Origin of the sequence: Streptomyces sp. NPDC058279 (genome assembly GCF_042881255.1) — a bacterium.
Lineage (GTDB): Bacteria > Actinomycetota > Actinomycetes > Streptomycetales > Streptomycetaceae > Streptomyces.
Genome location: NZ_JBHVYA010000004.1, coordinates 49,537 through 73,721, shown reverse-complemented (window position 1 = coordinate 73,721; position 24,185 = coordinate 49,537). Strand labels below are relative to the sequence as shown.

Annotated in this window: 24 protein-coding genes and 1 tRNA gene; 16 read left to right on the top strand and 9 right to left on the bottom strand. The window is 72.1% G+C overall.

Annotation, left to right across the window (positions count from 1 at the left end):
* Positions 1-95 precede the first annotated feature (95 nt).
* The 6 genes from recR (at position 96) to ACFVXJ_RS10025 (ending at position 5,844) form a co-directional block, all read left to right on the top strand.
* Positions 96-695: a recombination mediator RecR gene (recR, locus tag ACFVXJ_RS10050; RefSeq protein WP_361317820.1), complete on the top strand. Its 600-nt coding sequence runs from the start codon at positions 96-98 to the stop codon at positions 693-695.
* A complete protein-coding gene (locus ACFVXJ_RS10045) occupies positions 688-1,335 on the top strand; it encodes a DUF5063 domain-containing protein (RefSeq protein WP_389661135.1) in 648 nt (215 codons plus the stop codon). The genes recR and ACFVXJ_RS10045 overlap by 8 nt, the downstream gene beginning before the upstream one ends.
* A 145-nt stretch (positions 1,336-1,480) precedes the next feature.
* A complete protein-coding gene (locus ACFVXJ_RS10040; protein ID WP_361130288.1) occupies positions 1,481-2,755 on the top strand; it encodes an aspartate kinase in 1,275 nt (424 codons plus the stop codon).
* Entirely contained in the window at positions 2,752-3,828 is a 1,077-nt protein-coding gene (locus tag ACFVXJ_RS10035; protein ID WP_389661133.1) for an aspartate-semialdehyde dehydrogenase, read from the top strand. The genes ACFVXJ_RS10040 and ACFVXJ_RS10035 overlap by 4 nt, the downstream gene beginning before the upstream one ends.
* 169 nt (positions 3,829-3,997) lie before the next feature.
* On the top strand, positions 3,998-4,741 hold the full coding sequence (locus ACFVXJ_RS10030; protein ID WP_389661131.1) for a SigE family RNA polymerase sigma factor: 744 nt from the start codon (positions 3,998-4,000) through the stop codon (positions 4,739-4,741).
* Entirely contained in the window at positions 4,738-5,844 is a 1,107-nt protein-coding gene (locus ACFVXJ_RS10025) for a hypothetical protein (protein ID WP_389661129.1), read from the top strand. Before ACFVXJ_RS10030 ends, ACFVXJ_RS10025 begins: the two co-directional genes overlap by 4 nt.
* Here ACFVXJ_RS10025 and ACFVXJ_RS10020 read toward each other — a convergent pair.
* Both ACFVXJ_RS10020 and ACFVXJ_RS10015 read right to left on the bottom strand, forming a co-directional pair.
* Complete coding sequence (locus ACFVXJ_RS10020) at positions 5,813-6,613, bottom strand: SURF1 family protein (RefSeq protein WP_389661127.1); 801 nt, start codon at positions 6,611-6,613, stop codon at positions 5,813-5,815. The genes ACFVXJ_RS10025 and ACFVXJ_RS10020 overlap by 32 nt on opposite strands.
* Before the next feature lie 42 nt (positions 6,614-6,655).
* Positions 6,656-8,473, bottom strand: coding sequence for a prolyl oligopeptidase family serine peptidase (locus tag ACFVXJ_RS10015; protein ID WP_389661125.1), 1,818 nt, complete (start codon positions 8,471-8,473; stop codon positions 6,656-6,658).
* Between the two features lie 92 nt (positions 8,474-8,565).
* Between ACFVXJ_RS10015 and codA the strand changes: the two genes are divergently transcribed.
* Together codA and ACFVXJ_RS10005 are read left to right on the top strand one after the other, a co-directional pair.
* On the top strand, positions 8,566-9,867 hold the full coding sequence (codA, locus tag ACFVXJ_RS10010; RefSeq protein WP_389661123.1) for a cytosine deaminase: 1,302 nt from the start codon (positions 8,566-8,568) through the stop codon (positions 9,865-9,867).
* A gap of 36 nt (positions 9,868-9,903) precedes the next feature.
* On the top strand, positions 9,904-10,494 hold the full coding sequence (locus tag ACFVXJ_RS10005; protein WP_389661121.1) for an HD domain-containing protein: 591 nt from the start codon (positions 9,904-9,906) through the stop codon (positions 10,492-10,494).
* A gap of 13 nt (positions 10,495-10,507) precedes the next feature.
* On the opposite strand, the gene ACFVXJ_RS10000 is transcribed toward ACFVXJ_RS10005, so the two are convergent.
* Positions 10,508-11,170, bottom strand: a complete 663-nt coding sequence (locus ACFVXJ_RS10000) for a TetR/AcrR family transcriptional regulator (protein ID WP_389661119.1) — start codon at positions 11,168-11,170, stop codon at positions 10,508-10,510.
* A 151-nt stretch (positions 11,171-11,321) separates the two neighbouring features.
* Between ACFVXJ_RS10000 and ACFVXJ_RS09995 the strand changes: the two genes are divergently transcribed.
* A complete protein-coding gene (locus ACFVXJ_RS09995; RefSeq protein WP_389661117.1) occupies positions 11,322-11,837 on the top strand; it encodes a DUF5956 family protein in 516 nt (171 codons plus the stop codon).
* Between the two features lie 72 nt (positions 11,838-11,909).
* Here the strand turns inward: ACFVXJ_RS09995 and ACFVXJ_RS09990 are convergent, their stop codons facing one another.
* From ACFVXJ_RS09990 to ACFVXJ_RS09980, 3 genes are all read right to left on the bottom strand, one after another.
* Positions 11,910-13,355, bottom strand: coding sequence for a SulP family inorganic anion transporter (locus tag ACFVXJ_RS09990; RefSeq protein ID WP_389661115.1), 1,446 nt, complete (start codon positions 13,353-13,355; stop codon positions 11,910-11,912).
* Between the two features lie 192 nt (positions 13,356-13,547).
* Positions 13,548-13,621, bottom strand: a tRNA-Pro gene (locus ACFVXJ_RS09985).
* A 120-nt stretch (positions 13,622-13,741) separates the two neighbouring features.
* Positions 13,742-14,686, bottom strand: coding sequence for a metallophosphoesterase (locus ACFVXJ_RS09980; protein ID WP_389661113.1), 945 nt, complete (start codon positions 14,684-14,686; stop codon positions 13,742-13,744).
* Positions 14,687-14,765: 79 nt separating this feature from the next.
* On the opposite strand from ACFVXJ_RS09980, the gene ACFVXJ_RS09975 reads away from it, so the two are divergent.
* On the top strand, positions 14,766-15,227 hold the full coding sequence (locus ACFVXJ_RS09975; RefSeq protein WP_389661111.1) for a GatB/YqeY domain-containing protein: 462 nt from the start codon (positions 14,766-14,768) through the stop codon (positions 15,225-15,227).
* Positions 15,228-15,346: 119 nt separating this feature from the next.
* Here ACFVXJ_RS09975 and ACFVXJ_RS09970 read toward each other — a convergent pair whose 3' ends face one another.
* Positions 15,347-17,641 (bottom strand): transglycosylase domain-containing protein, encoded by a 2,295-nt coding sequence (locus tag ACFVXJ_RS09970; protein ID WP_389661109.1) that lies wholly within the window; start codon positions 17,639-17,641, stop codon positions 15,347-15,349.
* Between the two features lie 396 nt (positions 17,642-18,037).
* Here ACFVXJ_RS09970 and ACFVXJ_RS09965 point away from each other — a divergent pair, with 396 nt between their 5' ends.
* The gene (locus tag ACFVXJ_RS09965) at positions 18,038-18,388 is read left to right on the top strand and encodes a WhiB family transcriptional regulator (RefSeq protein WP_053676911.1); all 351 of its coding nucleotides are present in this window, start codon (positions 18,038-18,040) and stop codon (positions 18,386-18,388) included.
* A gap of 26 nt (positions 18,389-18,414) precedes the next feature.
* On the opposite strand, the gene ACFVXJ_RS09960 is transcribed toward ACFVXJ_RS09965, so the two are convergent.
* Together ACFVXJ_RS09960 and ACFVXJ_RS09955 are read right to left on the bottom strand one after the other, a co-directional pair.
* On the bottom strand, positions 18,415-19,662 hold the full coding sequence (locus ACFVXJ_RS09960; protein ID WP_389661563.1) for an ArsA family ATPase: 1,248 nt from the start codon (positions 19,660-19,662) through the stop codon (positions 18,415-18,417).
* Between the two features lie 86 nt (positions 19,663-19,748).
* The gene (locus ACFVXJ_RS09955; protein ID WP_389661107.1) at positions 19,749-20,735 is read right to left on the bottom strand and encodes an ArsA-related P-loop ATPase; all 987 of its coding nucleotides are present in this window, start codon (positions 20,733-20,735) and stop codon (positions 19,749-19,751) included.
* A 97-nt stretch (positions 20,736-20,832) separates the two neighbouring features.
* Between ACFVXJ_RS09955 and ACFVXJ_RS09950 the strand changes: the two genes are divergently transcribed.
* The 5 genes from ACFVXJ_RS09950 (at position 20,833) to ACFVXJ_RS09930 (ending at position 23,874) form a co-directional block, all read left to right on the top strand.
* Complete coding sequence (locus ACFVXJ_RS09950; protein ID WP_107089134.1) at positions 20,833-20,997, top strand: DUF4177 domain-containing protein; 165 nt, start codon at positions 20,833-20,835, stop codon at positions 20,995-20,997.
* Positions 20,994-21,467 carry a RidA family protein gene (locus ACFVXJ_RS09945; protein ID WP_389661105.1) on the top strand — a complete coding sequence of 158 codons (474 nt, stop codon included), beginning with the start codon at positions 20,994-20,996 and terminating at the stop codon, positions 21,465-21,467. The genes ACFVXJ_RS09950 and ACFVXJ_RS09945 overlap by 4 nt, the downstream gene beginning before the upstream one ends.
* A gap of 339 nt (positions 21,468-21,806) precedes the next feature.
* Positions 21,807-22,736, top strand: a complete 930-nt coding sequence (locus ACFVXJ_RS09940) for an NUDIX hydrolase (RefSeq protein ID WP_389661103.1) — start codon at positions 21,807-21,809, stop codon at positions 22,734-22,736.
* Positions 22,733-23,578 carry an MBL fold metallo-hydrolase gene (locus ACFVXJ_RS09935; protein ID WP_389661101.1) on the top strand — a complete coding sequence of 282 codons (846 nt, stop codon included), beginning with the start codon at positions 22,733-22,735 and terminating at the stop codon, positions 23,576-23,578. The genes ACFVXJ_RS09940 and ACFVXJ_RS09935 overlap by 4 nt, the downstream gene beginning before the upstream one ends.
* Positions 23,575-23,874 carry a hypothetical protein gene (locus tag ACFVXJ_RS09930; RefSeq protein WP_389661099.1) on the top strand — a complete coding sequence of 100 codons (300 nt, stop codon included), beginning with the start codon at positions 23,575-23,577 and terminating at the stop codon, positions 23,872-23,874. The genes ACFVXJ_RS09935 and ACFVXJ_RS09930 overlap by 4 nt, the downstream gene beginning before the upstream one ends.
* The last annotated feature ends 311 nt before the right edge of the window (positions 23,875-24,185 follow it).

Sequence of the window (24,185 nt, the reverse complement as noted above, 5' to 3'; positions counted from 1 at the left end):
GCCCCTGTAACCCCTCAGGCCCTGTAACCCTCCAGCCCGTGTAAACGCAGACATCGAAGTAAACGCAAAGCCAGACATCGAAAGAAGGCAGTCCGTTGTACGAAGGCGTGGTCCAGGACCTCATCGACGAACTGGGCAGGCTGCCCGGCGTCGGTCCCAAGAGCGCGCAGCGGATCGCCTTCCACATCCTCCAGGCCGAGCCCACCGACGTCCGCCGGCTGGCGCACGCGCTGCTCGAAGTGAAGGACAAGGTCCGGTTCTGCGCGGTGTGCGGGAACGTGGCGCAGGAGGAGCGGTGCGCGATCTGCCGCGATCCGCGCCGCGACCCGTCGGTGATCTGCGTCGTGGAGGAGCCCAAGGACGTGGTCGCGATCGAGCGGACGCGCGAGTTCCGGGGGAAGTACCACGTCCTCGGCGGCGCGATCAGCCCGATCGAGGGCGTCGGCCCGGACGACCTGCGCATCCGCGAGCTGCTGGCGCGCCTCGCGGACGGCACGGTCACCGAGCTGATCCTCGCCACCGACCCGAACCTCGAGGGCGAGGCGACCGCCACCTACCTCGCCCGCATGATCAAGCCCATGGGCCTGAAGGTCACCCGCCTGGCCAGCGGACTCCCCGTCGGGGGAGATCTGGAGTACGCGGACGAGGTCACGCTCGGGCGGGCCTTTGAAGGAAGGCGACTTCTCGATGTCTGACGCAACGCTGCACGCTCTGGGCCAGGATCCGGACGACTTCGCCGTCCAGATCGCGGACCAGATCGACTCCTTCATCGTCGCGGTCACCGAGGTGGCCAAGGGCGAGGACCCGGACAGCGCGGTGCCCTTCCTCCTGCTGGAGGTCTCGCAGCTGCTGCTGGCGGGCGGCCGGCTGGGCGCGTACCAGGACGTCCTGCCGGACGAGCGGTACGAGCCCGACCTGGGCCCCGAGCCGGACGTGGACGAGCTGCGCGAGCGGTTCGCGTACATGCTCGACCCGGTCGACGTGTACTCGGAGGTCTTCGACCCCTACGAGCCGCGCAAGGCGCCGGTCGCGCACCGGATCTCCGACGACCTCGCCGATGTCGTGGCCGACCTGCGGCACGGGCTCGCGCACTACCGCGCGGGCCGGACCGCCGAGGCGCTGTGGTGGTGGCAGTTCTCCTACTTCTCCAACTGGGGCTCGACGGCCTCGGCCACCCTGCGCGCGCTCCAGTCGCTGGTCGCCCACGTGCGCCTCGACCAGCCGCTGGACGCCCTCGACGGCCTGGACACGGACGAGGACCTCGCCGAGGACGACCTCGCGGAGCAGGCCGGCGAGGTCATGGCGCAGGAACTGGGCGGCATCGGGCGCGCCTAGGGGGGCCTGACGGATCATGACCGGGCCGGGGCCACCGGGCCGGCCGCTTCCGGGTGGTCTCATGATGTGGTACGTGGCGGTCGGATTCCGGTCGCTCGTTAGACTGCGTGACTGACCGCAGTAATGGATTGAGCGAGGAGCGCACGTGGGCCTTGTCGTGCAGAAGTACGGAGGCTCCTCCGTAGCCGATGCCGAGGGCATCAAGCGTGTCGCCAAGCGGATCGTGGATGCCAAGAAGAACGGCCACCAGGTGGTCGTCGTGGTATCCGCGATGGGCGACACGACGGACGAGCTGATCGATCTCGCCGAGCAGGTATCCCCGATGCCTGCCGGTCGTGAGTTCGACATGCTGCTGACGGCGGGAGAGCGGATCTCCATGGCCCTGCTGGCCATGGCGATCAAAAACCTGGGCCACGAGGCCCAGTCGTTCACCGGCAGCCAGGCAGGTGTCATCACCGACTCGGTCCACAACAAAGCGCGCATCATCGATGTCACGCCGGGCCGTATCCGCACCGCGCTGGACGAGGGCAACATCGCCATCGTCGCCGGCTTCCAGGGTGTGTCGGCCGACAGCAAGGACATCACCACGCTGGGCCGCGGCGGTTCGGACACCACCGCCGTCGCGCTGGCCGCGGCGCTGGACGCCGAGGTCTGCGAGATCTACACCGATGTCGACGGCGTCTTCACCGCGGACCCCCGCGTCGTGAAGAAGGCCCGGAAGATCGACTGGATCTCCTCCGAGGACATGCTGGAGCTGGCGGCCTCCGGCTCCAAGGTGCTGCTGCACCGCTGCGTCGAGTACGCGCGCCGCTACAACATCCCGATCCACGTCCGCTCGTCCTTCTCCGGACTGCCGGGCACCTGGGTCAGCAACGAGAATCCGCAAGGGGACGAGCCGGTGGAGCACGCCATCATCTCCGGAGTCGCGCACGACGTCTCCGAAGCCAAGATCACGGTCGTGGGCGTCCCGGACAAGCCGGGCGAGGCCGCGGCGATCTTCCGCGCGATCGCGGACGCCGAGATCAACATCGACATGATCGTGCAGAACGTGTCGGCGGCCTCGACGGGGCTCACCGACATCTCCTTCACCCTCCCCAAGGCCGAGGGCCACAAGGCCATCGACGCCCTGGAGAAGGCGAAGGGCGCGATCGGCTTCGACTCGCTGCGCTACGACGACCAGATCGGCAAGATCTCCCTGGTCGGCGCGGGCATGAAGACGAACCCCGGCGTCACCGCCTCGTTCTTCCAGGCGCTGTCCGACGCGGGCGTCAACATCGAGCTGATCTCGACCTCCGAGATCCGGATCTCGGTCGTGACCCGCCAGGACGACGTCAACGAGGCCGTCCGCGCCGTGCACACGGCCTTCGGCCTCGACTCCGACAGCGACGAGGCCGTCGTCTACGGAGGCACCGGACGATGACCGGCACCCGGTCGGCCCCGGCCCCGGCGCTCGCCGTGGTCGGGGCGACCGGAGCGGTCGGCTCCGTCGTCCTGCGGATACTGTCCCAGCGCGCCGACGTCTGGGGCGACATCCGCCTGATCGCCTCGCCGCGCTCCGCCGGCCGGGTGCTGGCCGTGCGCGGCCGGGAGACCGAGGTGCTCGCGCTCAACGAGGACGCCTTCGACGGCCTCGGGACGGGCGATGTCGTGCTGTTCCTGACACCGGCCGGGGTGTCCGCGCAGTGGGCTCCCGCCGTGACGGCGCGCGGTGCCGTCGCCGTGGACCAGTCGGCTGCCTTCCGTGACGACCCCGATGTGCCGGTGGTGGTGCCCGAGGTGAACGGGCACGCCGTACGGGTCAGGCCGCGCGGCATCGTCGCGGGGCCCGACTGTGTGACCGCCACCATGATCGCCGCCGTGGGCGCGCTGCACGCCGACTACGGGCTGGTCGACCTGGCCGTCTCCTCGTACCAGGCCGCGAGCGCCGCCGGCCGGGCCGGTACGGAGGCACTGCGCCGCCAGCTCTCGCTGGTCGCCGGGACCTCGCTGGGGGAGCAACCCGGGGACGTGCGGCGCGTCGTGGGCGACGACACCGGGCCCTTCGCGGCGCCGCTCGCGCTGAACGTGGTGCCCTGGTCGGGTGAGTTGCGCGAGGGCGGCTGGTCCTCGCACGAGCTGGCCGTGCGGTCGCAGACCCGGCGCATCCTGGACCTGCCGGAGCTGCCGATCGCGGTGACCTGCGTACAGGTTCCCGTGCTGGAGGGGCATTCGCTGACCGTACGCGCCCGGTTCGAGCGCGAAGTGGACGCCGGGCAGGCCCGCAAGACGCTGGAAACGGCACCCGGGGTGGTCCTCGTGGACGATCCGGCGGCGGGGGAGTTCCCGACGCCGGTGGACGCGGCCGGGACCGATCCGGCCTGGGTGGGCCGGGTGCGGGCGTCGCTCGACGACAACCGTTCCCTGGAGTTCTTCGTCTGCGCCGACAACCTGCGCAAGGGCGCGGCGTTGAACGCGACGCAGATCTCGGAACTGATCGCGGGTGAATTCGCGTAAATCGCTTTGTAGGATCGGTGACGATCCCTTGATCAAGGTGATGGCCCGACTGCCGCCTGGATAAACGGGGCGAACGGGAAGATCAGGTGCGCATGAGGGCAACGGGGAATTGGCCGACCACCGCGCCCCGCGCGTACAACCCCCGGGGGGCCACGCGTGTCCAACGGGCGTGGCAGAGGCATTGCTCGACTTCACCGTCGCTCCGGCGCGCACCGCTCCCGCGCGACGTCGCTCCCCCGCACCCGGCGGCTTCCCGATGATCCTTCCCGTGCCGCCGACCGGCGTACCGGCGGCGGCGCTGCCGACCCGGGGCGGTCGGGTGCCCGCGCCCCGCGAGAGCGCGGAATCCGCCGGGAGCGCGACCGTGCGGGCCGCGGGAGAGACCGCCGGGTCGCCCGCCGGGAAAGCCGTCGTCGCGGGCACCACGGTCGACCACCTCACCGAGACCTATCAGGTCCACTACCGCTCCCTCCTCGGGCTCGCCGCGCTGCTCCTCGACGACACCGCGTCCTGCGAGGACGTGGTCCAGGAGGCGTTCATACGCGTCCATTCGGCCCGCAACCGGGTCCGCGACCGCGACAAGACGCTGGCGTACCTCCGCCAGACCGTCGTCAACCTGTCGCGCTCCGCGCTGCGCCGCCGCATCCTCGGCCTGAAGCTGCTCTCCAAGCCCATGCCGGACATGGCGAGCGCGGAGGAGGGCGCGTACGACCGGTTGGAGCGCGACGACCTGATCAAGGCGATGCGGGGACTCCAGCGACGGCAGCGCGAGGTACTGGTACTGCGGTACTTCGCGGACATGACCGAGGCCCAGGTCGCCGAGACGCTCGGCGTATCGCTCGGCTCGGTGAAGGCGTACGGTTCGCGGGGCATTGCCGCGCTGCGGGTGGCGATGGAGGCTGCGCAGTCATGACGGACGACCACACCAGCCGCCCGGCCGGCCCCGACGCCATGGCGGAGCGGCAACTGCGCGCCCTGCTGAGCGGCGCCGTAGGGGGCCTGGAGCCCTCCGAGCACGCGCTGGAGCGGCTGCGCCACGCGGTCCCCGCCCGCCGCGCCCGCAAGCGTCGCGCCCTCGTCGGCGCGGCCGCGGCCGTGCTGTTGGCCGGGGCCGCCGTCCCGACGGTCCTGCGCCTGACCGGTACCGCGGGCAGCGGCGCCGCCGGACACCCGGCCATGGCCGGGCACGGGCAGGCCCAGGGCGGCAAGACGGGCGGCTCCTCGGACCCGCACCAGAACGGCTCGGGGACGCACGCCTTCTCCAAGGCCCCCACCGGCGGCGATCGTGGGGCGGGCGACACCGGCGGCGGTCCCGCCCCGCACCCGAGCGGCTCCCCGACGGACCGCGCGGGCGCGGGCCCGACCGGCGGCGCCTCGGCCGGTACCACCGGCCACGAGAGCCGCAACTCCCAGCTGCCCCCGATCGGCGCGGTGCAGGGCGTTCCCGAGTGCACCGCCGCGCAGCTCGGGGTCCGGGGCGGCGCCCGCACGCCCGGGGCCGACGGCACGGTGTACGGCAGCTTCAAGGTCACCAACGTCTCGGACCGGGGCTGCCTGGCCTCCGGCCCGGACACGGTGACCGCCGCCCCCGCGACCACCCCCCGGCCGCCCGGGCGGAGCGCGGCGGTGGCCGTGGTCGACCACACCGCGGGCGACCCGGCGAGCGCGCTGCTGCCCGACCCGTCCGCGGAGTCCCCGGTGGTCGTGCTCCAGCCGAACGCGGCGTACGAGGTCCGGTTCGCCTGGGTGCCCTCGGAACGTTCCTGCCCGGCGGGGACCGCCGACCCGTCGGCGAAGCCCTCCGGGAGCGACGGCGGCGCGGCCGGTACCGCGGGCGCCGGTGCCCCGGCTTCCGACCCGCTGGGCGCGGGCCCCGACCCGGTACCGACCGGGGTGGAGGTGTCCCACACGCCGGCGGCGGGCGCCCCCACGACGCAGGCCACGATCCCGGCGGCCTGCGGCGGGACGGTCTACCGGACGGGCGTCATTCCCCTGCCGACGCCGTCGAAGCCGTAGCCGCCGGCCGGGGCCGCTCCGGCACCAGGCCGGCCTGCGCGTCCCGCAGGGTCTCCACCTCGCGCCGGTAGAAGCGGAACCACATGAACAGCACGAAGGCGGCGAAGACGAACCACTCCCCGGTGTAGCCGAGGTTCTGGAACGCCTTCAGGTCGAGCCCGGTGTTGTCCGGTGCCTTCGCGGGCACCGCGAGCATCCCGTCCGACGGGGTCCGCACGGTCAGCCAGGCGTCGTACAGCGGCTCCGGCACCAGGTTCACCAGCGTCGCCGCGCCGATCACCCCGAGCTGCCCGGCCGGCAGGCCGCCCTGCGCGTGGACGCCCTTCGTCCCCGAGTTCTCGGACGCCTGGAGCGCCCCGGTGACCTCCACCCGACCGCCCGGCGCGGCCGGCGCCTTCGCCGCGTCCGCGTCGCCCGGCAGCCAGCCCCGGACCACCGGGAGGGCCTTGCCGGAGTCGGTCTTGAGCAGGTTCAGGACGTAGAAGCCGTTCCTGCCGTCGAGATCGCGCTCGGGGACCAGCAGCTGTTCCCCGTACACCCCGGCCGCGGAAGCCAGCCGTCCGGAGGTCTTCTTGTCCACCGGGAGCAGCGAGTCCAGCGGCGCGGCGGCCTGCTCGTCGGGCCGCCGGTCGGTGGCCTCCCGGTGGTCGCCGACGCGGTCCTCGAAGCGGCCGAGCTGCCAGGTGCCCATGAACAGGCAGAAGGGGATGGCGAGCGCGACGAAGACGTTGATCCCCCACCAGCGCGGGGTCAGGAGAAACCGGTGCACCCCACCACCGTACGGGGGGCGCACCGGATCACCGGTGTCGGGTCAGGCGGGAAGGTGCTTGAGGGCGAACTCCAGATCCATCCGGACCTGCTTGATCCGCTCCTCCACCACGAGCGAGCCGTGCCCGGCGTCGTACCGGTACACCTCGTGCACCGCCCCGCGCGCCGCGAGCCGCTCCACGTAGTTGTCGATCTGCCGGATCGGGCAGCGCGGGTCGTTCACGCCCGCCGCGATGTGGACGGGCGCCGTCACCGCGTCCACGTAGGTCAGCGGCGAGGACGCCTCGAACCGCTCGGGGACCTCCTCGGGCGTGCCGCCGAAGAGGGTGCGGTCCAGGGACTTCAGGGCCTCCATCTCGTCGTGGTAGGCCGTCACGTAGTCCGCCACGGGTACGGCGGCCAGGCCCACCGCCCAGGCGTCCGGCTGCGTGCCCAGGCCCAGCAGGGTCAGGTACCCGCCCCACGAGCCGCCCGACAGCACGAGCCGGGCCGGGTCGGCGAGGCCGGAGTCGACGGCCCACTCGCGGACCGCCGCGATGTCCTCCAGCTCGATCAGCCCGACCCGGTGCTTGAGCGCGTCGGTCCACTCCCGCCCGTACCCGGTCGAGCCGCGGTAGTTGACCCGCACCACCGCGAAGCCGTGGTCGAGCCAGGCCGCCGGGGTGGCGGCGAAGGCGTCGCTGTCGTGCCAGGTGGGGCCGCCGTGGATCTCGAAGACCGTCGGGAAGGGCCCGTCGCCGTGGCCGACGGGCCGCTGCGCCAGCGCGTGGACGCGCCCGCCCGGGCCCTCCACCCACACGTCCTCCACCGGGACCGAGCCCGGCGGCCGGAAACCGGGCGGGTCGAGCACGATCCCGCCCGCGGTGGACCGGATCGTCGCCGGCTCGGCGGCCGAGGACCACTGGTACTCCACCGTCCCGTCCGGCCGGGCCGTCGCCCCCGAGACCGACCCCGGCGGGGTGTCCACGCGGACGAGTTCCCGTGCCGCCAGGTCGTACCGCCACAGCTCGCTGCGCGCCTCGAACCCGTGGTGGATCAGCAGCGCGGACCCGTCCGGGTACCACTCGGCGCCCACGTCGCCCGGCAGGTCGATCGCCAACTCCTCCTCGGTGCCGGTCGCCACGTCCCACACCATCGGCTCCCAGCGACCGCGCCGCTGGTGCGCGACGAGCAGCCGGGTGTCGCCCGCGACCGGTGCGAAGCCGAGCACGCCGAGGCCCAGCTCCTTGCTGCCGCCCGCGGAGTCGTCCAGCTCGGCGACGGTGGCGCCGTCGAGGGTGACCACCCGCACCGACGAGTGCATCGCGTCCCCGTGCTCGGTGTGCTCGATCGCGATCAGGGTGCCGTCCCGGGACAGGTCGCCGACGCCCGCCGATTCGCGGTGCCGGTAGATCAGGGTCGGCTCGCCCCCGCCGGGCCGCACGACGTGGAGGGTGGTGCCCTCCTCGTCCGTGGAACGGCCCACGACGGCCGTGCCGTCCCGGCCGATGGCCAGGCCGGCCGGGTACGAGGGCTCGAGGCCGGGGGTGGCCGGCTCGTCGGGGCCGCCCGCGAAGGGCTGGCGCACCCAGGTGCCGAACTCGTCGCCGTCGGTGTCGGAGAACCACCAGATCCACTCGCCGTCGGGGGAGAGGGTGCCGTCGGTGGTGCCGTTGGGGCGGTCCGTGGCCTGCCGCCGGGCGCCGGTGGCGCGATCCCACGCGTACAGCTCGTAGGTCCCCGTCACGTTGGAGACGAAGAGCGAGCGGTCCGGGGCGTCCTCGGCCCATTCGGGGAGCCCGACGCGCGGGGCCCGGAAGCGCTTCTCCCAATCGGGCATCTCGGGGGACGGTGCGCAGGTCACATCGGTGTCGCTGGTCATGGCCCCACCTTGCCGTACCGGGCGCCGGGATGCCGAGTAGGCCGAACGGGCGCATCGTGGCCGGCGCACGCGAGCGCCCCTACGCTGGCCTCATGCGGATGATCGTCCGGGGCGCCCGGCTGCTGAACGCACACGGCCTGTCCGACGTGGAGGTGTCCGAGGACGGACGGATCGCACGGGTCGTCCCGTACGACGATCAGAAGGAACCACCGGCGACCGGTGTGCTGATCGAGGCGCACGGCGGGCTGCTCACGCCCCCCTTCGTCGAACCGCACATCCACCTGGACACCGCCCTGACCGCCGGCGAGCCGCGGCCCAACGCGTCCGGCACCCTCTGGGAGGGCATCGCCTGCTGGAGCGAGCGCAAGAAGACCCTGACCCGCGAGGACGTGATCGCCCGCGCCACGGAGGTGCTGCGCTGGCAGGCGGCCCAGGGCGTGCTGCACGTGCGCACCCACTGCGACGTCACCGATCCGGCGCTGACCGCGCTGGACGCGCTGCTGGAGGTCCGCGACCGGGTGCGGGACGTGCTGACGCTCCAGATCGTGGCCTTCCCGCAGGAGGGCATCGTCTCCTTCCCGGACGGCGCGGCGCTGCTGCGCGAGGCGGTCCGGCGCGGCGCGGACGTGGTCGGCGCGATCCCGCACTTCGAGGACACCCGGGAGGACGGGATCGCCTCGCTGGCGACCGCCTTCGCGCTGGCCGAGGAGCACGGGCTGCGCGTCGACGCGCACTGCGACGAGATCGACGACGAGCAGTCCCGGTTCGTGGAGGTGCTGGCCACGCTCGCGCTGCGCTCGGGCCTGCGGGAGCGCGCGACGGCCTCCCACACGACGGCGATGGGTTCCTACGGCGGCGGGTACAGCTTCAAACTGCAACGGCTGCTGTCGCGTTCCGGGATCAACCTCGTCGCGAACCCCTTCGCCAACCTCAACCTCCAGGGCCGCTTCGACGGCTACCCCAAGCGGCGCGGCCTCACCCAGGTCAAGGAGATGCTGGCGGCGGGCGTGAACGTGGCCTTCGGCCACGACGACGTGATGGACCCGTGGAACGCCCTCGGGACCGCCAACCCGCTGCAGACCGCCCTGGTGGGCCTGTACGCGGCCCAGTTGACGGGCGCCGACGAGATCCCGGTGGCGTTCTCGATGGTGACGGACCGCGCGGCGCGGGTGCTCGGCCTGTCCGAGGCGGAGTACGGCATCGCGCCGGGCGCCGCGGCCTCGTTCCTGCTGCTCCCGGCCGAGTCGCCGCAGGAGGCGATCCGCCGCCAGGTCCGCCCCCGGTACGTCGTCGCGCGCGGCAGCGTCCTCGCCGAGAGCCCGCCCGCGGTGACGCGGCTGCTGTCCTGGCCGGGGGAGGAGGGGCCGGCGGAAGTGGACTTCACCCGGAAGTAGTAAGGGAGTTCGATGCCGGGGCCCTACGCTGCGCTCATGACCTGGACCTTTGACACCGATGCAGGGCGCGCCGCGCTGGAGATCGCGTCCGAGTACGCGGACGCGACCCTGCTGAACCATTCGATCCGCTCGTACGCCTTCGGTGCGTGGTACGCGCGGCAGCACGACCTGACCTACGACGCCGAGCTGTTCTACGTCGGCGCGCTGCTGCACGACCTGGGCCTGACCGCCCCGTTCGACAGCCACACGCTGCCGTTCGAGGAGGCGGGCGGCCATGTCGCGCGCGTCCTGACGGCGGGGTTGGGCTGGCCCGTCGCCCGGCGGGCGCGGGCGGAGGAAGTGATCGTCCTGCACATGCGGGACGACGTCACGGCCGCCCGGGACGTGGAGAGCCACCTCCTCCAGGTCGGGACGAGCGCGGACGTGTCGGGGCTGCGGGTGGGCGAGTTCCCCGAGTCGTTCCTCGCCGACCTCCTCGCGGAGTATCCGCGGCTCGACTTCGGCAAGGCGTTCCTGACGCTGGTCGAGGACCAGGCGGTGCGCAAGCCCGACTGCGCGGCGGCGGCCTACGTCGCGGGCGGCGCGGCGGCCCGGATCGCGGCGAACCCGCTGGACCACCGCGGCTGAGTCCGGCCGGGACTCAGATCCCCCGCTCGATCATGGCGATCACGTCCTGGCCGGCGGCGTGCGCCTGCTCCGGCGTCACCCCGCGCAGCGGTCCGTCGATGACCAGGACCGCCAGCCCGTGGACCGCCGACCAGGCGAGGAGCTCCGCCCCGGGCCGGCGCTCGGCCGGCAGGGCGCCCGTCTCCACGAGGGCGTCCAGCGTGGCTCCGAGCAGCTCGAACGGGGTCGGCCCGGCGACCCCGGCGGCCGTGGCGTCGGTGGCGTAGGTCATGTCTGCGGGGACGTGGAAGGCCGTACGGAACCAACCCGGCTCCGTGACGGCGAAGCGGACGTACCCCGTGCCCACGGCGCGGAAGCGGGCCCGGGCGCGGGCGACGGGGTCCTCGGCGGCCGGCAGGCCGTCGAGCTCGGCCTCCATCGCGAGGGCCACCCGCGCCATGGCTGCCTGCGACAGGGCGCGGACCAGGGCCCCTCGGTCGGCGAAGTGCCGGTAGGCGGCGTTGGGCGAGACCCCGGCGCGCCGGGTCACCTCGCGGAGCGACACGGCGTCGGGGCCGCCCCCGCGCGCGAGTTCGAGGGCCGCGTCGAGGAGGGCGTTGCGGAGGTTGCCGTGCCGGTAGGTGCTGCGTTTCCGCGGTGCTTCCGGCCGGGGCGGCCCGGTGTCGGGTGCCGACATGTGAGGCGTTGCCCCCTGGCGTGGGCGGTGATGTGGACGGCGTCTACTTCCGAGCAGCCTACAAAGGCATGTGGACGTCGTCCACATGCCGTCCGCGCGACGCCTCCCGGAGGTCACCCCGATCCCCTCTCGCGTCGGATAGCGTGCCCGCATGTCCTGGGACGAGAGCGGCCCGCCGCACCCCCTCGCGGAACGCCGCTCGGGCCACAGCGAGCAGGAACCCGACCGGCTGCCCGAGGTGCGGGAGCTGGAGGCGCTCGGCTGGGAGCCCGCGCCTGAGACGTACGCCTGGATCTTCCTCCCGTACGTATGGCCCCCAACCGCCCGCACCTGGGTCCCGGACCGCGGCACCCGCTGGGCGGTCGAAACCCGCCTGGACGGGCACGGCCACGTCGTGGAGGTGGAGTGCGCCCCGCTCGCGGGACCGGACCTCGACCTCCTCGAAGCCGAGGCCGCCGAGGTCATCGCCGCCCTGGGCCTCCCTCCCCGCCCACGCGGCCGCGTCTGGCTCCTGCGCCCGCCCGGCCCCTTCCCCTCGGTCGAAACGGTCCTCACCCATCTCACCGAACTCGCCCGCGCCCGCGGCGTGGACCCCGACCACCCCTCGCCCGACCTGCTCGCCCTGACCCGCGCGGAACTCGCCGCCCTCGCCGACCCGACGACCTGAGCCGCACCGACGACCTGAGCCGCCCCGGCCGATCAGCGGCGGGCGCGACGGGGATCGCGGCGGGCGGCGGCGTCAGTGACCCGCCGACAGTTCGCCGCTGAGCGTCCCGTGCAGCCGCGCGCTGCGCTCGTTCAGACCGGTGATCTCCACGGTCTTGCCGCGCTGTCGGTACTTGACCTCCACGGCGTCGAGGGCGGCGACGGACGAGGCGTCCCAGATGTGGGCGGACGACAGGTCGATGACGACCCGCTCCGGGTCTCCGGCGTAGTCGAACCGCCCCACGAGGTCGTTGGAGGAGGCGAAGAAGAGCTGGCCCGCCACGCGGTAGACGACCTCCCCGCCGTCGGGGTCCGTCACGGACGTGACGGTGGCCAGGTGCGCGACGCGTTTGGCGAAGATGACCATCGCGGTGATCGACCCGGCGACGACGCCGACCGCGAGGTTGTGGGTGGCGACGACACAGGCGACGGTGAGCACCATGACGGTGATCTCGCCCGCCGGCATCCGTTTGAGGGTCCTCGGGGCCACCGAGTGCCAGTCGAAGGTCGCGAAACAGACCATCACCATGACGGCGACCAGCGCGGCCATCGGGATCCGGGACACGACGGGCCCGCACAGGACGCAGAGGACCATCAGGAAGACGCCGGCGAGAAAGGTCGACAGCCGGGTGCGGGCGCCGGACACCTTCACGTTGATCATGGTCTGGCCGATCATCGCGCAGCCGCCCATACCGCCGAGGAAGCCGGTGACGATGTTCGCGACGCCCTGGCCGACGCACTCGCGCGTCTTGTCGGAGCGGGTGTCGGTGATCTCGTCGACCAGCTTCGCCGTCATCAGCGACTCCATCAGCCCGACCACCGCCATGGCGAGCGCGTACGGGGCAACGAGCGTCAGGGTGTCCAGGGTGAACGGCACGTCCGGCAGCCCCGGGACCGGCAGGGAGGTGGGCAGCGCGCCCATGTCCCCGACGGTGGGCACCGCGATGCCGGCGGCGACGGTGATCGCCGTGAGGATGACGATGGACACCAGCGGGGCCGGGACCACCTTGGTGACCCTCGGGAAGAACACCATCAGCGCGAGCCCGCCGGCGACCAGCGGATACACGGCCCACGGCACGTCACGCACCTGTGGGACCTGCGCCATGAAGACGAGGATGGCGAGGGAGTTGACGAAGCCGACCATCACCGAACGCGGTATGAAACGGATCAGCTTCGCCACCCCGAGCGCGCCGAGCACGATCTGGAAGACACCGGCCAGGATCACCGCGGCGATCAGATAGCCGAAGCCGTGCTCGCGGTTGAGCGGTGCGATCACGAGCGCGACGGCGCCCGTCGCGGCCGAGATCATCGCCGGCCGGCCGCCGACGATCGAGATCACCACCGCCATGGTGAACGAGGCGAACAGGCCGACGGCCGGGTCGACCCCGGCGATGATCGAGAAGGAGATCGCCTCGGGAACCAGCGCCAGCGCGACCACGAGCCCGCCGAGCACCTCGGTCCGCAGCACCGTCGGCGACATCCGGACGGGCCGCCACCCCGGCCGAAGGAGACCGGGCAGGCGCGAGCACACGGAGACGGCTGAGGAAGACAAGGACGACACGAACCTCGGGCTCGGGCGCACCCCACCGACGACCGGGCGCGCGAAGAAGAAGCGGAGACGCAGGAAGGGCTTGACCCGCGATGCGGATCAAGCCCTTGTCTGCTTACGAAGTCGGGGTGGCGGGATTTGAACCCACGACCTCTTCGTCCCGAACGAAGCGCGCTGCCAAGCTGCGCTACACCCCGATCGCCGCCTGTGCAGCGTGTGCTGTCCTGGCGACATCGATTACTTTAGCGGACCGTCGGCCGGAGACGAAATCCGGTTTTCGCGGGGCGCCCGGGCCCGCGGGGTGCCCCGCGCGATGGTCAGCCGGCTTGCCGCGCGGTCAGCGTCAGCAGGGTGGCCTCCGGCGGGCAGGCGAAGCGGACCGGGGTGAAGCGGTTGGTGCCGCAGCCGGCCGAGACGTGGAGGTAGGCGCGGTTGCCGTTCGCCGTGTGCGTGGACAGGCCCTTGACCCGGTCGGTGTCGAGGTCGCAGTTGGTCACCAGCGCCCCGTAGAACGGGACGCACAGCTGCCCGCCGTGCGTGTGGCCGGCCAGGATCAGCGGGTAGCGGTCGGCGGTGAACGCTTCGAGGACGCGCAGGTACGGGGCGTGGACCACCGCCATCGAGAAGTCGGCGTCCGCGTCCGGGCCGCCCGCGACCATCGCGTAGCGGTCCCGCTTGATGTGCGGGTCGTCCAGACCGGTGAAGGCGATCTCCAGTCCGTCCAGCTTCATCCGGGCCCGCGTGTTGGTCAGGTTCAGCCAGCCGGCCGCGTCGAAGGCGTCGCGCAGCTCCTCCCACGGGTTGTGGACGGCGCCGACAACCGGCTTGTTGCCGTTCAACCCGTGCCTGCCCTGGGCCTTCTCGATCAGATAGCGCCCGGGATTGCGCAGCCGCGGCCCGTAGTAGTCGTTCGAGCCGAAGACGTACACGCCGGGGAACGACATCAGCGGCCCGAGGGCGTCCAGCACCTCCGGCACGCCCTCGGTGTCGGACAGGTTGTCGCCCGTGTTCACCACGAAGTCCGGGCGCAGCCCGGCGAGCGACTGGAGCCAGGCGCGCTTCTTGCGCTGCCCGCCCACCATGTGGATGTCCGACACCTGCAGTATCCGCAGGGGTCGCATGCCGGTGGGGAGGACGGGAACCGTCACCCGGCGCAGCCGGAACGACCGTGCCTCGAATCCGGCCGCGTAGGCCACACCAGCGGCCCCCACCGCCGCGATCCCGGCACCGACCTTCAGGGGTACTCCGTAACGCGCGCGCATGACCCCATCGTCGCACCCCGCGTCCCCCCGGCGGAAAACCGGCGGGCGCCGACGCCGCCGCACCTGGCAGACTCGGTGCATGACCACGCTCAAGGCCAAGCTCCAGGAAGACCTCACCGCTGCCATCAAGGCGCGCGACGAGCTCAGCTCGTCCACGCTGCGACTGACCCTCGCCGCCATCACCAAGGAGGAGGTCGCGGGCAAGGAAGCACGGGTGCTGTCCGACGACGAAGTCCTCAAGGTGATCGCCAAGGAGGCGAAGAAGCGCCGCGAGGCCGCGGAGGCGTTCAGCCAGGGTGGTCGCGCCGAGTCGGCCGCGCGGGAGCTCGCGGAGGGCGAGTTCCTCGACAAGTACCTGCCCAAGCAGCTCACGGACGAGGAGCTCGGCGAGATCGTCGCGCAGGCCGTCGCCGAGGCGAAGGCGGCGGGGGCCGAGGGGCCGCGCGCGATGGGCGCCGTCATGAAGATCGTGAACCCGAAGGTCGCCGGCCTGGCGGACGGCGGCCGCGTCGCCGCCGCCGTCAAGCAGCGGCTCGTCTAGGTCGACAGGTCCCGGTCCCGCTCCAAGGAGCCGGGATTGGGGGTCCTGGATACGGAAAAGAGGCCCTCGCCGGAATCCGGCGGGGGCCTCTCCCTCTCTACGCGGGCTCCCCGCGCGGGCTACTGGACGTCGCCGCCGCCGCCGATCACGCCCGGCGGGATGGGGACGCCGGGGAAGGGGTCGGTGGGAAGGCCGCCCCCGGTGGCCCCGGCGACCGTCGCCCCGGGATCGCCGTCGCCCGGCTTGCCGTCACGGCCGGGCTTGCCCGGCTTCCGCGGCTTGGCCGGGGCGGGGTTGCTCGGCTGCGTCGGCTGGTTGCCGCGGGCGCCCCCGGACGGGGAGGCGGTGTCCCCGACGAACACCGTCTGGAAGCTCTGGTTCTCCCGGCCCGCCAGCGCGCCCGTCACCGCCTGCTTCCAGATCGGGCCGGGCAGCCCGCCACCGTAGACCTTGTCGTAGAACTCGCCGCCGATGGTGATGTTCTCCATCGACACCTGCTTGAGGCCCGCCGAGCCGACCCACGTCGCGCCGGACATGTTCGGGGTGTACCCGACGAACCAGGCGTTGTAGCGGTTCTCGGTCGTACCCGTCTTGCCCGCGCTCTGCCGGTCGGTGAGACCCGCCTGGGCACCGGTACCGGAGTCGACCACGCCGAGCAGCAGCGTGTTGATGGTGTCGGCGGTCTTCTCCGACATCACCCGCTCGCACTGCGACTTCGGGACGGAGAGCGCCTTGCCGTGCGCGTCGGTGATCGACTCGATGGCGATCGGGGTGCAGCGGACACCCCGGTTGGCGAAGGTCGCGTAGGCGTTGGCCATGGTCAGCGGGGACATGCCCTGGGTGCCGAGCGCGATGGCGGGCACCTCCGGCAGCTTGGCGCCGTCGGCCGGGACGACGCCGAGCTTCGTGGTCATCTCGGTGACCGGGCAGAGCCCGATGTCACTGATCATCTCGACGAAGTAGGTGTTGACCGACTTGGCCATCGCCTCCCTCATCCCGTACGGGCCGACCTCGGACTCCGACTCGTTCTCCACCCGGTCCTTGGGCTTGCTGTCGTTGACCCAGGGCTTGTCGCCGCAGGTCTGCACGCCGCTCGGGTACTCCATGTCGTGCGGGGAGGCGTACATCTTGGTCGGCGGCATGCCCTGCTCGATGGCCGCGGCCGCGACGAACGGCTTGAAGGTGGAGCCGGTCGGGAAGCCGAAGTTCGAGCCGCCCATCCGCTTGTCCACGGAGTAGTTGATCTGCGTCTCGTCCTTGCCGAAGCCGTACGGCTTGGACTGGCCCATCCCGAGCACCCGGCCGGTGCCGGGCTGGACGAGCGTGACGGCCGTTGCGACCTTGTCGTCCTGGTGGACGTGTTCCTTGATGGACTCGTTGACCGAGTCCTGCGACTGCGGGTCGAGCGTCGTACGGACCGTCAGACCGCCGCGGTTCCAGAGCTTGGCGCGCTCCTCGCGGGTCTTGCCGAACACCGGGTCGGTCAGGAACGTGTTGCGCACGTAGTCACAGAAGAAACCGGCGCCCTTCACGGCGGTGATGCAGCCGTTCTTGGGTCGGGTCACCTTCAGCGTGACCGGCTTCTGCTTCGCCTCGTCGGCCTCCGCCTGCGAGATGTCCTTCATGTCGGCCATCCGCTGGAGGACGACGTTGCGGCGCTTCATCGCCTCCTGCGAGTCGTTGACCGGGTCGAAGCGGGTCGGCGACTGCACCACGCCGGCCAGCAGCGCGGACTCCTCCAGGGTCAGGTCCTTGGCGGGTTTGCTGAAGTAGCGCTGGGAGGCGGATTCGATTCCGTACGCCTGCTGGCCGAAGTAGGTGATGTTGAGGTAGTTCTCGAGGATCTTCTTCTTCCCGAGTTCCTCCTCGACCTGGATCGAGTACTTCAGCTCGCGGATCTTTCGCCCGAGGCTCTTCTCCTGCGCCTCGCGCACCTTCGACTCGTCGTCACCGGCTTCCTCGACGAAGACGTTCTTCACGTACTGCTGCGTCAGCGTGGACGCGCCCTGGGCGGCGCCGCCCTCCTGCGCGTTGCGGTTGACCGCGCGCAGGATGCCCTTGAGGTCGACCGCGCCGTGCTCGTAGAAACGCGAGTCCTCGATGGCGACGATCGCCTTCTGCATGTACGGGGAGATGGCCGTCAGCGGGACGACCTGGCGGTCGCGCGAATAGACCGTGGCGATCAGGCCACCCTCGGCGTCCAGAATCGTGGTGCGCTGGCTCAACGGAGGTGTCTTGAGATTGGCCGGGATCTCGTCGAATCCCTCGACCGTCCCCTTGGCGGCGAGGCCCAGGGCGCCGGCGCCCGGGATCGCGATGCCGGCCAGTACGACTCCGGAGAGGACCGACACCCCGAGGAACTTGGCGGCCTGTTGCGGCCCCGTGAGCCCGCCGCCCGAGCGCTTCTTTCCCATGGAGGGCAGCCTACGTTCTCATTCACCGGACACGCGCGAATGCCTTGGCCTAAGCTGGCCCCAACTGTCACAGCAGTGCGGCGCGACATCAACCCCTCGGCTTGATTTTCACCCTTGCCGAATGCGGTGGACTGATGTCCGAATCCCGCCGTTCGCTCGGACGGCGCCCGGTGATGATTCCCCGATTTCACCCGGATCGCCGGAATGGTCGGGCATGTCGTCCGATCACTCCGTCGGGTGATCTGCCGCTTACCCATAGTCCGTTCGGACCATTCAAGATTGGGCCCGTCGGGGGTGTTGCGCTGTGCTCGCCTTCCGTAACGTCCTCAACTGGCAGCGGTGAATATGCCGCTACCGCCGTGGGGGAGCCTCGATTCGGGAGAGGACGGCGCCGGGATGGGCTGGGTTACCGACTGGAGTGCGCAGGCAGCCTGCCGCACTACCGATCCGGATGAACTGTTCGTTCAAGGAGCGGCACAGAACAGGGCCAAGGCGGTGTGCACCGGATGTCCGGTGCGGACCGAGTGCCTGGCCGACGCGCTCGACAACCGTGTCGAGTTCGGAGTATGGGGCGGAATGACCGAGCGGGAGCGTCGCGCGTTGCTGCGCCGGCGTCCCACCGTCACCTCGTGGCGACGGCTGCTCGAAACCGCCCGCACGGAGTACGAGCGCAGTACGGGCATCCTCACCATGGATGTCGACGCGGAGATCGACGTTCCGTACGAGACCTACGCGGCAGCCGGGTAAACCGCCCCAGCCGCACGTACGAACGCCTACGCTCCGGCCGGAACCCCGGTCGCGAGTCGCTCTCCGATGGCCCGTAGCCCGGCGAGGTCGTGCACATCGCCGGGCAGGGCGGCCACCTCGGCCACCGCCACCTCGGGGTGCAGTGAGGTGAAGCGGTCACGCGTGCGCTGTTCGCGCGCGATCACCTGCATCCGCTCGGCATGCAGACGCAGCAGTCCCGCGGTGATCTCGTCCACGTCGGCGTCGACGGCGCCGGGGGAGCACGTCTCGGGAGTGCCGGTGTCCGCGTCCGAGTCACGAAGTCCAGCTTTCCCGGACTCCTGATCCACAATGCCGGCGTCCTCAAGATTCTCTGCGGCGGCCAACGCCCTTTCCGCGGAGAGCTGTTCGGCCTCACTGCCGTGGACCCGGTTCAGTACCAGGCCGGCCAGCGGCATCCGTTCCGCCGCCAACCGCTCGACGAAGTACGCCGCCTCGCGCAGGGCGTCCGGCTCGGGCGCGGCGACCACGAGGAAGGCCGTGCCCGGGGCCTGGAGCAGCCGGAAGGTCGCGTCCGCGCGGGTGCGGAAGCCGCCGAACATCGTGTCCATCGCCGCCACGAAGGTCTGTACGTCTTTCAGCAGCGAAGCGCCCATCAGCTTGCTCAGCGTGCCGGTCATCAACGACATGCCGACGTTGAGGAACTTCATGCCGGCCCGGCCGCCGACCTTCGCCGGGGCCATCAGCACCCGGATGAACTTCCCGTCCAGGAACGACCCGAGCCGCTTCGGCGCGTCGAGGAAGTCCAGCGCGGACCGGCTCGGCGGGGTGTCGACCACGATCAGGTCCCAGTCGTCCCGGGCCCGCAACTGGCCCAGCTTCTCCATCGCCATGTACTCCTGCGTGCCCGCGAAACCGGCCGACAGGGACTGGTAGAAGGGGTTCGCCAGGATGGCCCGGGCCCGCTCGCCCTCCGCGTGCGCCTCGACGATCTCGTCGAAGGTGCGCTTCATGTCGAGCATCATGGCGTGCAGTTCACCGCCGTCGCCCGAAACGCCGGCGACCTTGCGCGGCGTGTTGTCCAGCGAGGCGATCCCCATCGACTGGGCCAGCCGGCGCGCCGGGTCGATGGTCAGCACGACCACCTTCCGGCCGCGTTCCGCCGCCCGTACGCCGAGAGCCGCCGCGGTGGTCGTCTTGCCGACTCCGCCGGACCCGCAGCACACGATGATCCGGGTGTCCGGGTCGTCCAGCAGGGCGTCGACCGCCAGCACGGGCGGAGTGTCCAGGCCCATCTCGTCAGCCACCAGCTTCTCGGTCGTGGGCGATTCGGTCATGGGCGATGCGGCCGTCCGCTCCTCCGCCGCCGTGTCGCGCTCGGTCATGCGTCGACCGCCTGCTTGCGCAGTTCCGTCGCCAGCTCGTACAGCCCGGCCAGGTCCATGCCCGAGCCGCCGAGCAGGGGTAGTTCGTACGTCGGCACGTCCAGCCCCTCCAGTACCGTCCGTTGCTCGCGCTCCAGCCGTACCCGGCTCGTGTGTTCGGCGGCCTGCGCGAGCAGCGGGTCCACCAGCCGCTCGGCCAGACCGCCCCGGCGCGCCCCGCCCAGGCCCGCGCGGGACAGGGCCTTCGCCACGTCGGCGCGGCGCTCGCCGGCCGCCGCGCCCAGGGATTCCTCGTCCAGGTGGTGCGGTCGGACCATGTTGACGACGACCCGGCCCACGGGAAGCCCGGCCGCCTCCAGTTCGGCGATCCCGTCCGCCGTCTCCTGGACCGGCATCTCCTCCAGCAGGGTGACCAGGTGGACGGCCGTCTCCGGCGACTTGAGGACCTTCATGACGGCCTGCGCCTGGTTGTGGATCGGCCCGAACCTGGCCAGCCCGGCCACCTCGTCGTTCACGTTCAGGAAGCGGGTGATCCGCCCGGTCGGCGGGGCGTCCATGACCACGTGGTCGTAGACGTACCGGCCGGCCTTGTCCTTGCGCCGGACCGCCTCGCACGCCTTGCCGGTCAGCAGGACGTCGCGCAAGCCGGGTGCGATGGTCGTCGCGAAGTCGATCGCGCCGAGCTTCTTGAGCGCGCGGCCGGCCGAGCCGAGCTTGTAGAACATCTGGAGGTAGTCCAGCAGCGCGCGTTCGGCGTCGATGGCGAGCGCGTACACCTCACCGCCACCGCCGGGCGCGACGGCGATCTTCCGCTCCTCGTACGGGAGCGGCTCCGCCCCGAAGAGTTGCGCGATGCCCTGCCTGCCCTCGACCTCCACCAACAGAGTCCGTCTGCCCTCGCGCGCGAGGGCGAGCGCGAGTGCGGCGGCGACCGTGGTCTTGCCGGTGCCGCCCTTGCCGCTGACCACCTGGAGCCTGCTCACAGCGTCCGAGCCTAACGAGTCGGCCGGACGGTTCGTGTTCCGGGCCGGGAACGAGGCCGCGCGAGAGGCCCCCGCGACAGGCACTACCCTCGCTCCCATGACCAAGAAGTTCGAATACGCGACGGTCCCGCTGCTGGTCCACGCCACCAAGCAGATCCTGGACACCTGGGGCGAGGACGGCTGGGAGCTCGTCCAGGTCGTGCCCGGGCCGAACAACCCCGAGCAGCTCGTGGCCTACCTGAAGCGGGAGAAGTCCGCATGAGCGGGACGGTCGAGGCGAAGCTGGCCGAACTCGGCCTGACCCTGCCGGACGTGGTGCCGCCGCTGGCCGCGTACCAGCCGGCCGTGCGGTCGGGCGCGTACGTGTACACCGCCGGACAGCTCCCGATGGTCAAGGGCAGCCTGCCGGTCACCGGCAAGGTCGGCGCCGAGGTCTCGGCGGAGCAGGCCAAGCAGCTGGCCGCGACCTGCGCGTTGAACGCGCTGGCGGCCGTCAAGTCGGTCATCGGCGACCTGGACAAGATCGCGCGGGTCGTGAAGGTCGTCGGCTTCGTGGCCTCCGCCCCCGACTTCACCGGGCAGCCGGGCGTGCTGAACGGTGCGAGCGAGCTGCTGGGCGAGGTGCTCGGTGAGCGCGGCGTACACGCCCGCAGCGCGGTCGGCGTGGCGGTGCTGCCGCTGGACGCCCCGGTCGAGGTCGAGATCCAGGTCGAACTGGTCGCCGGAGCCTGATCCCCGCCGCGCCCCCGGGCCCGGCCTTCCGACCCCGTGGGGCTGCCGGTCTCGGTCTTCCGAACGCCCGGCGGCCCCGGCCACGGGTTCCGCGCACCGCGCACCCGGGATATCCGGGTGCGCCGGCGCCGAGGCGCGGGCTCCCGGCGGAGTTCCGGGGGTCCGGGCGCAGCCCGGCCGCTCGCCTACTCGGCAACCCCGGTTCGGGCTCCGGCCGAGGGGCACTCGTAGCGCCCGCTCCCGAGGGAGCGCCCCCGCCCGGCGCCCGGGGCAGCCGCGCCGGGCGTTCCGGGGCGGGTGCCCCTCGAACATCGCCACGTATGGCCGTAGCATCCGGCCATGCCCAACGGTGAGCAGGGACAACAGCAGTCGCACCCGCAGGAGGCCACCCCGGTCGGGGGCCAGTGGTACCCCCCGGAGTGGCCCGACCGCATCCGCGCGCTCGCGGACGGCTCCCTCACCCCCGTCGAACCCAGACGCGCGGCCACCGTGATGCTGCTGCGGGACACCGACGCCGGTCCCGCCGTGCACATGTTGCGCCGCCGCACCTCCATGGCCTTCGCCGGGGGCGCCTACGCCTACCCCGGCGGCGGGGTCGATCCCCGCGACGAGGACCACCGCATCGGCTGGGCCGGACCGAGCCTCGCGGACTGGTCGGACCGGCTCGGCACGGACCCCCGTACCGCCCAGGCCATCATCTGCGGAGCCGTCCGGGAGACCTTCGAGGAAGCCGGCGTCCTGCTCGCCGGCGAAGCCCCCGACACCGTCGTCGGCGACACCACCGGTGACGACTGGGAGGCCGACCGGCTGGCCCTCGTCGCCCGGGAGCTGTCGTTCGCGGAGTTCCTGGACCGCCGCGGCCTCCTGCTGCGCTCGGACCTGCTCGGTGCCTGGGCCCGCTGGATCACCCCCGCGTTCGAGCCCCGCCGGTACGACACCTGGTTCTTCGTCGCCGCCCTCCCGGAGGGTCAGCGCACCCGCAACGCCTCCACCGAGGCCGACCGGACGGTGTGGATCCGCCCCGAGGAGGCGGCCGCCGGCTACGACAAGGGCGAGCTGCTGATGATGCCGCCCACCATCTCCACGCTGCGCTCCCTGGAGCCGTACGAGAGCGCCGCCCACGCCTTGGCCGGAGCGGTGGACCAGGACCTGACCCCGGTCCTCGCGCAGGCCGCCCTGGAGGGCGGGGATGTGGTGCTCAGCTGGCCGGGGCACGATGAGTTCACCAAGCGCGTCCGCCTCGGACGCCCCGGAGGTGCCACCGCATGACCGACGCCGCAGCCCTGCCCGGGCAGCCCCGAGGAGTGGTCTCCTCCGGGCCCGCCACCGCCCGCGCGGTCAACGTCCTGGCCCCCAACGCCTCCGCGATGACCCTGGACGGGACCAATACCTGGCTCGTCTCCGAGCCCGACTCCGACCTGGCCGTCGTCATCGACCCGGGCCCGCTGGACGAGGGGCACCTGCGGGCCGTCATCCGTACCGCGGAGGAGGCCGGCAAGCGCGTCGCCCTGACCCTGCTCACCCACGGCCACCCCGACCACGCGGAGGGCGCCGGCCGGTTCGCCGAACTCACCGGCACCAAGGTGCGCGCCCTGGACCCGGCGCTGCGGCTGGGCGACGAGGGCCTGTCGGCGGGCCAGGGCGTCCACGTCGGCGGCCTGGAGCTGCGCGTGGTCGCGACGCCCGGCCACACCTCCGACTCGCTCTCCTTCCACCTCCCCGCCGACCGGGCCGTCCTGACCGGGGACACCATCCTCGGGCGCGGTACGACGGTCGTCGCGCACCCCGACGGCCGGCTCGGCGACTACCTGGACTCCCTGCGCCGGCTGCGTTCCCTCACGGTCGACGACGGGGTCCACACGGTGCTCCCGGGCCACGGTCCGGTCCTGGACGACGCGCAGGGGGCCGTCGAGTTCTACCTGGCCCACCGCGCCCACCGGCTGGCCCAGGTCGAGACCGCGGTGGAGAACGGTTTCCTCACCCCCGAGGCGGTGGTGGCGTACGTCTACGCCGATGTGGACCGCTCACTCTGGCCGATAGCGGAGTGGTCCGTCCGGGCCCAGCTCGAGTACCTTCAAGATCACGGACTGATCCCGGGGGGACCCGAATGACCACGCTCTTCCTGCTGCTCGCACTGATCGCCACGGCCGCGTGGATCACCTCGACTGTGACCCTGCGGATGAAGGCCCTCGAACGCCGGGCGGACCGCCTGGAGCACCGCCTGGGCCTGGTGCTGGACCACTTCGGCATCGAGGAACCCGAGCCGGCGGGGATGGACGCGGTACGGGCCCTGGCCCGAGACGGCCGCACGATCGAGGCCATCCGCGCCCACCGCCGCGCCACCGGCTCCGGCCTCGCGGAGGCCAAGCAGGCGGTCGAGGCCCTCACGGACCGGCCGGCGTCCTAGCGCTGTGACCGGAAAGGTCCACCGGGTCGCGGCGCCCGGCACGGCACCTCCCTGCGTTGTCGGACCACGCAAAGTACCTCCGGTACGAGCCGCGGCCCTCCGCCTTGCGATGCACCGCACCTGGGGGCACCTCCCGGCGGTAGCCGGGGGAACCGCGATCCGGCACACCTTCCCGGCCACAGCACCAGCGACCCCCCTTGCCCCGGGCCGCTCAGAACCCGGCCGGACCCGAGCCCCCGCTCCGCCCCCGGCCCAGGTCCCGGGCCGGTCACGCCTCGGCCCCGGGCCGGTCACGCCTCGGCCCCGGGCGG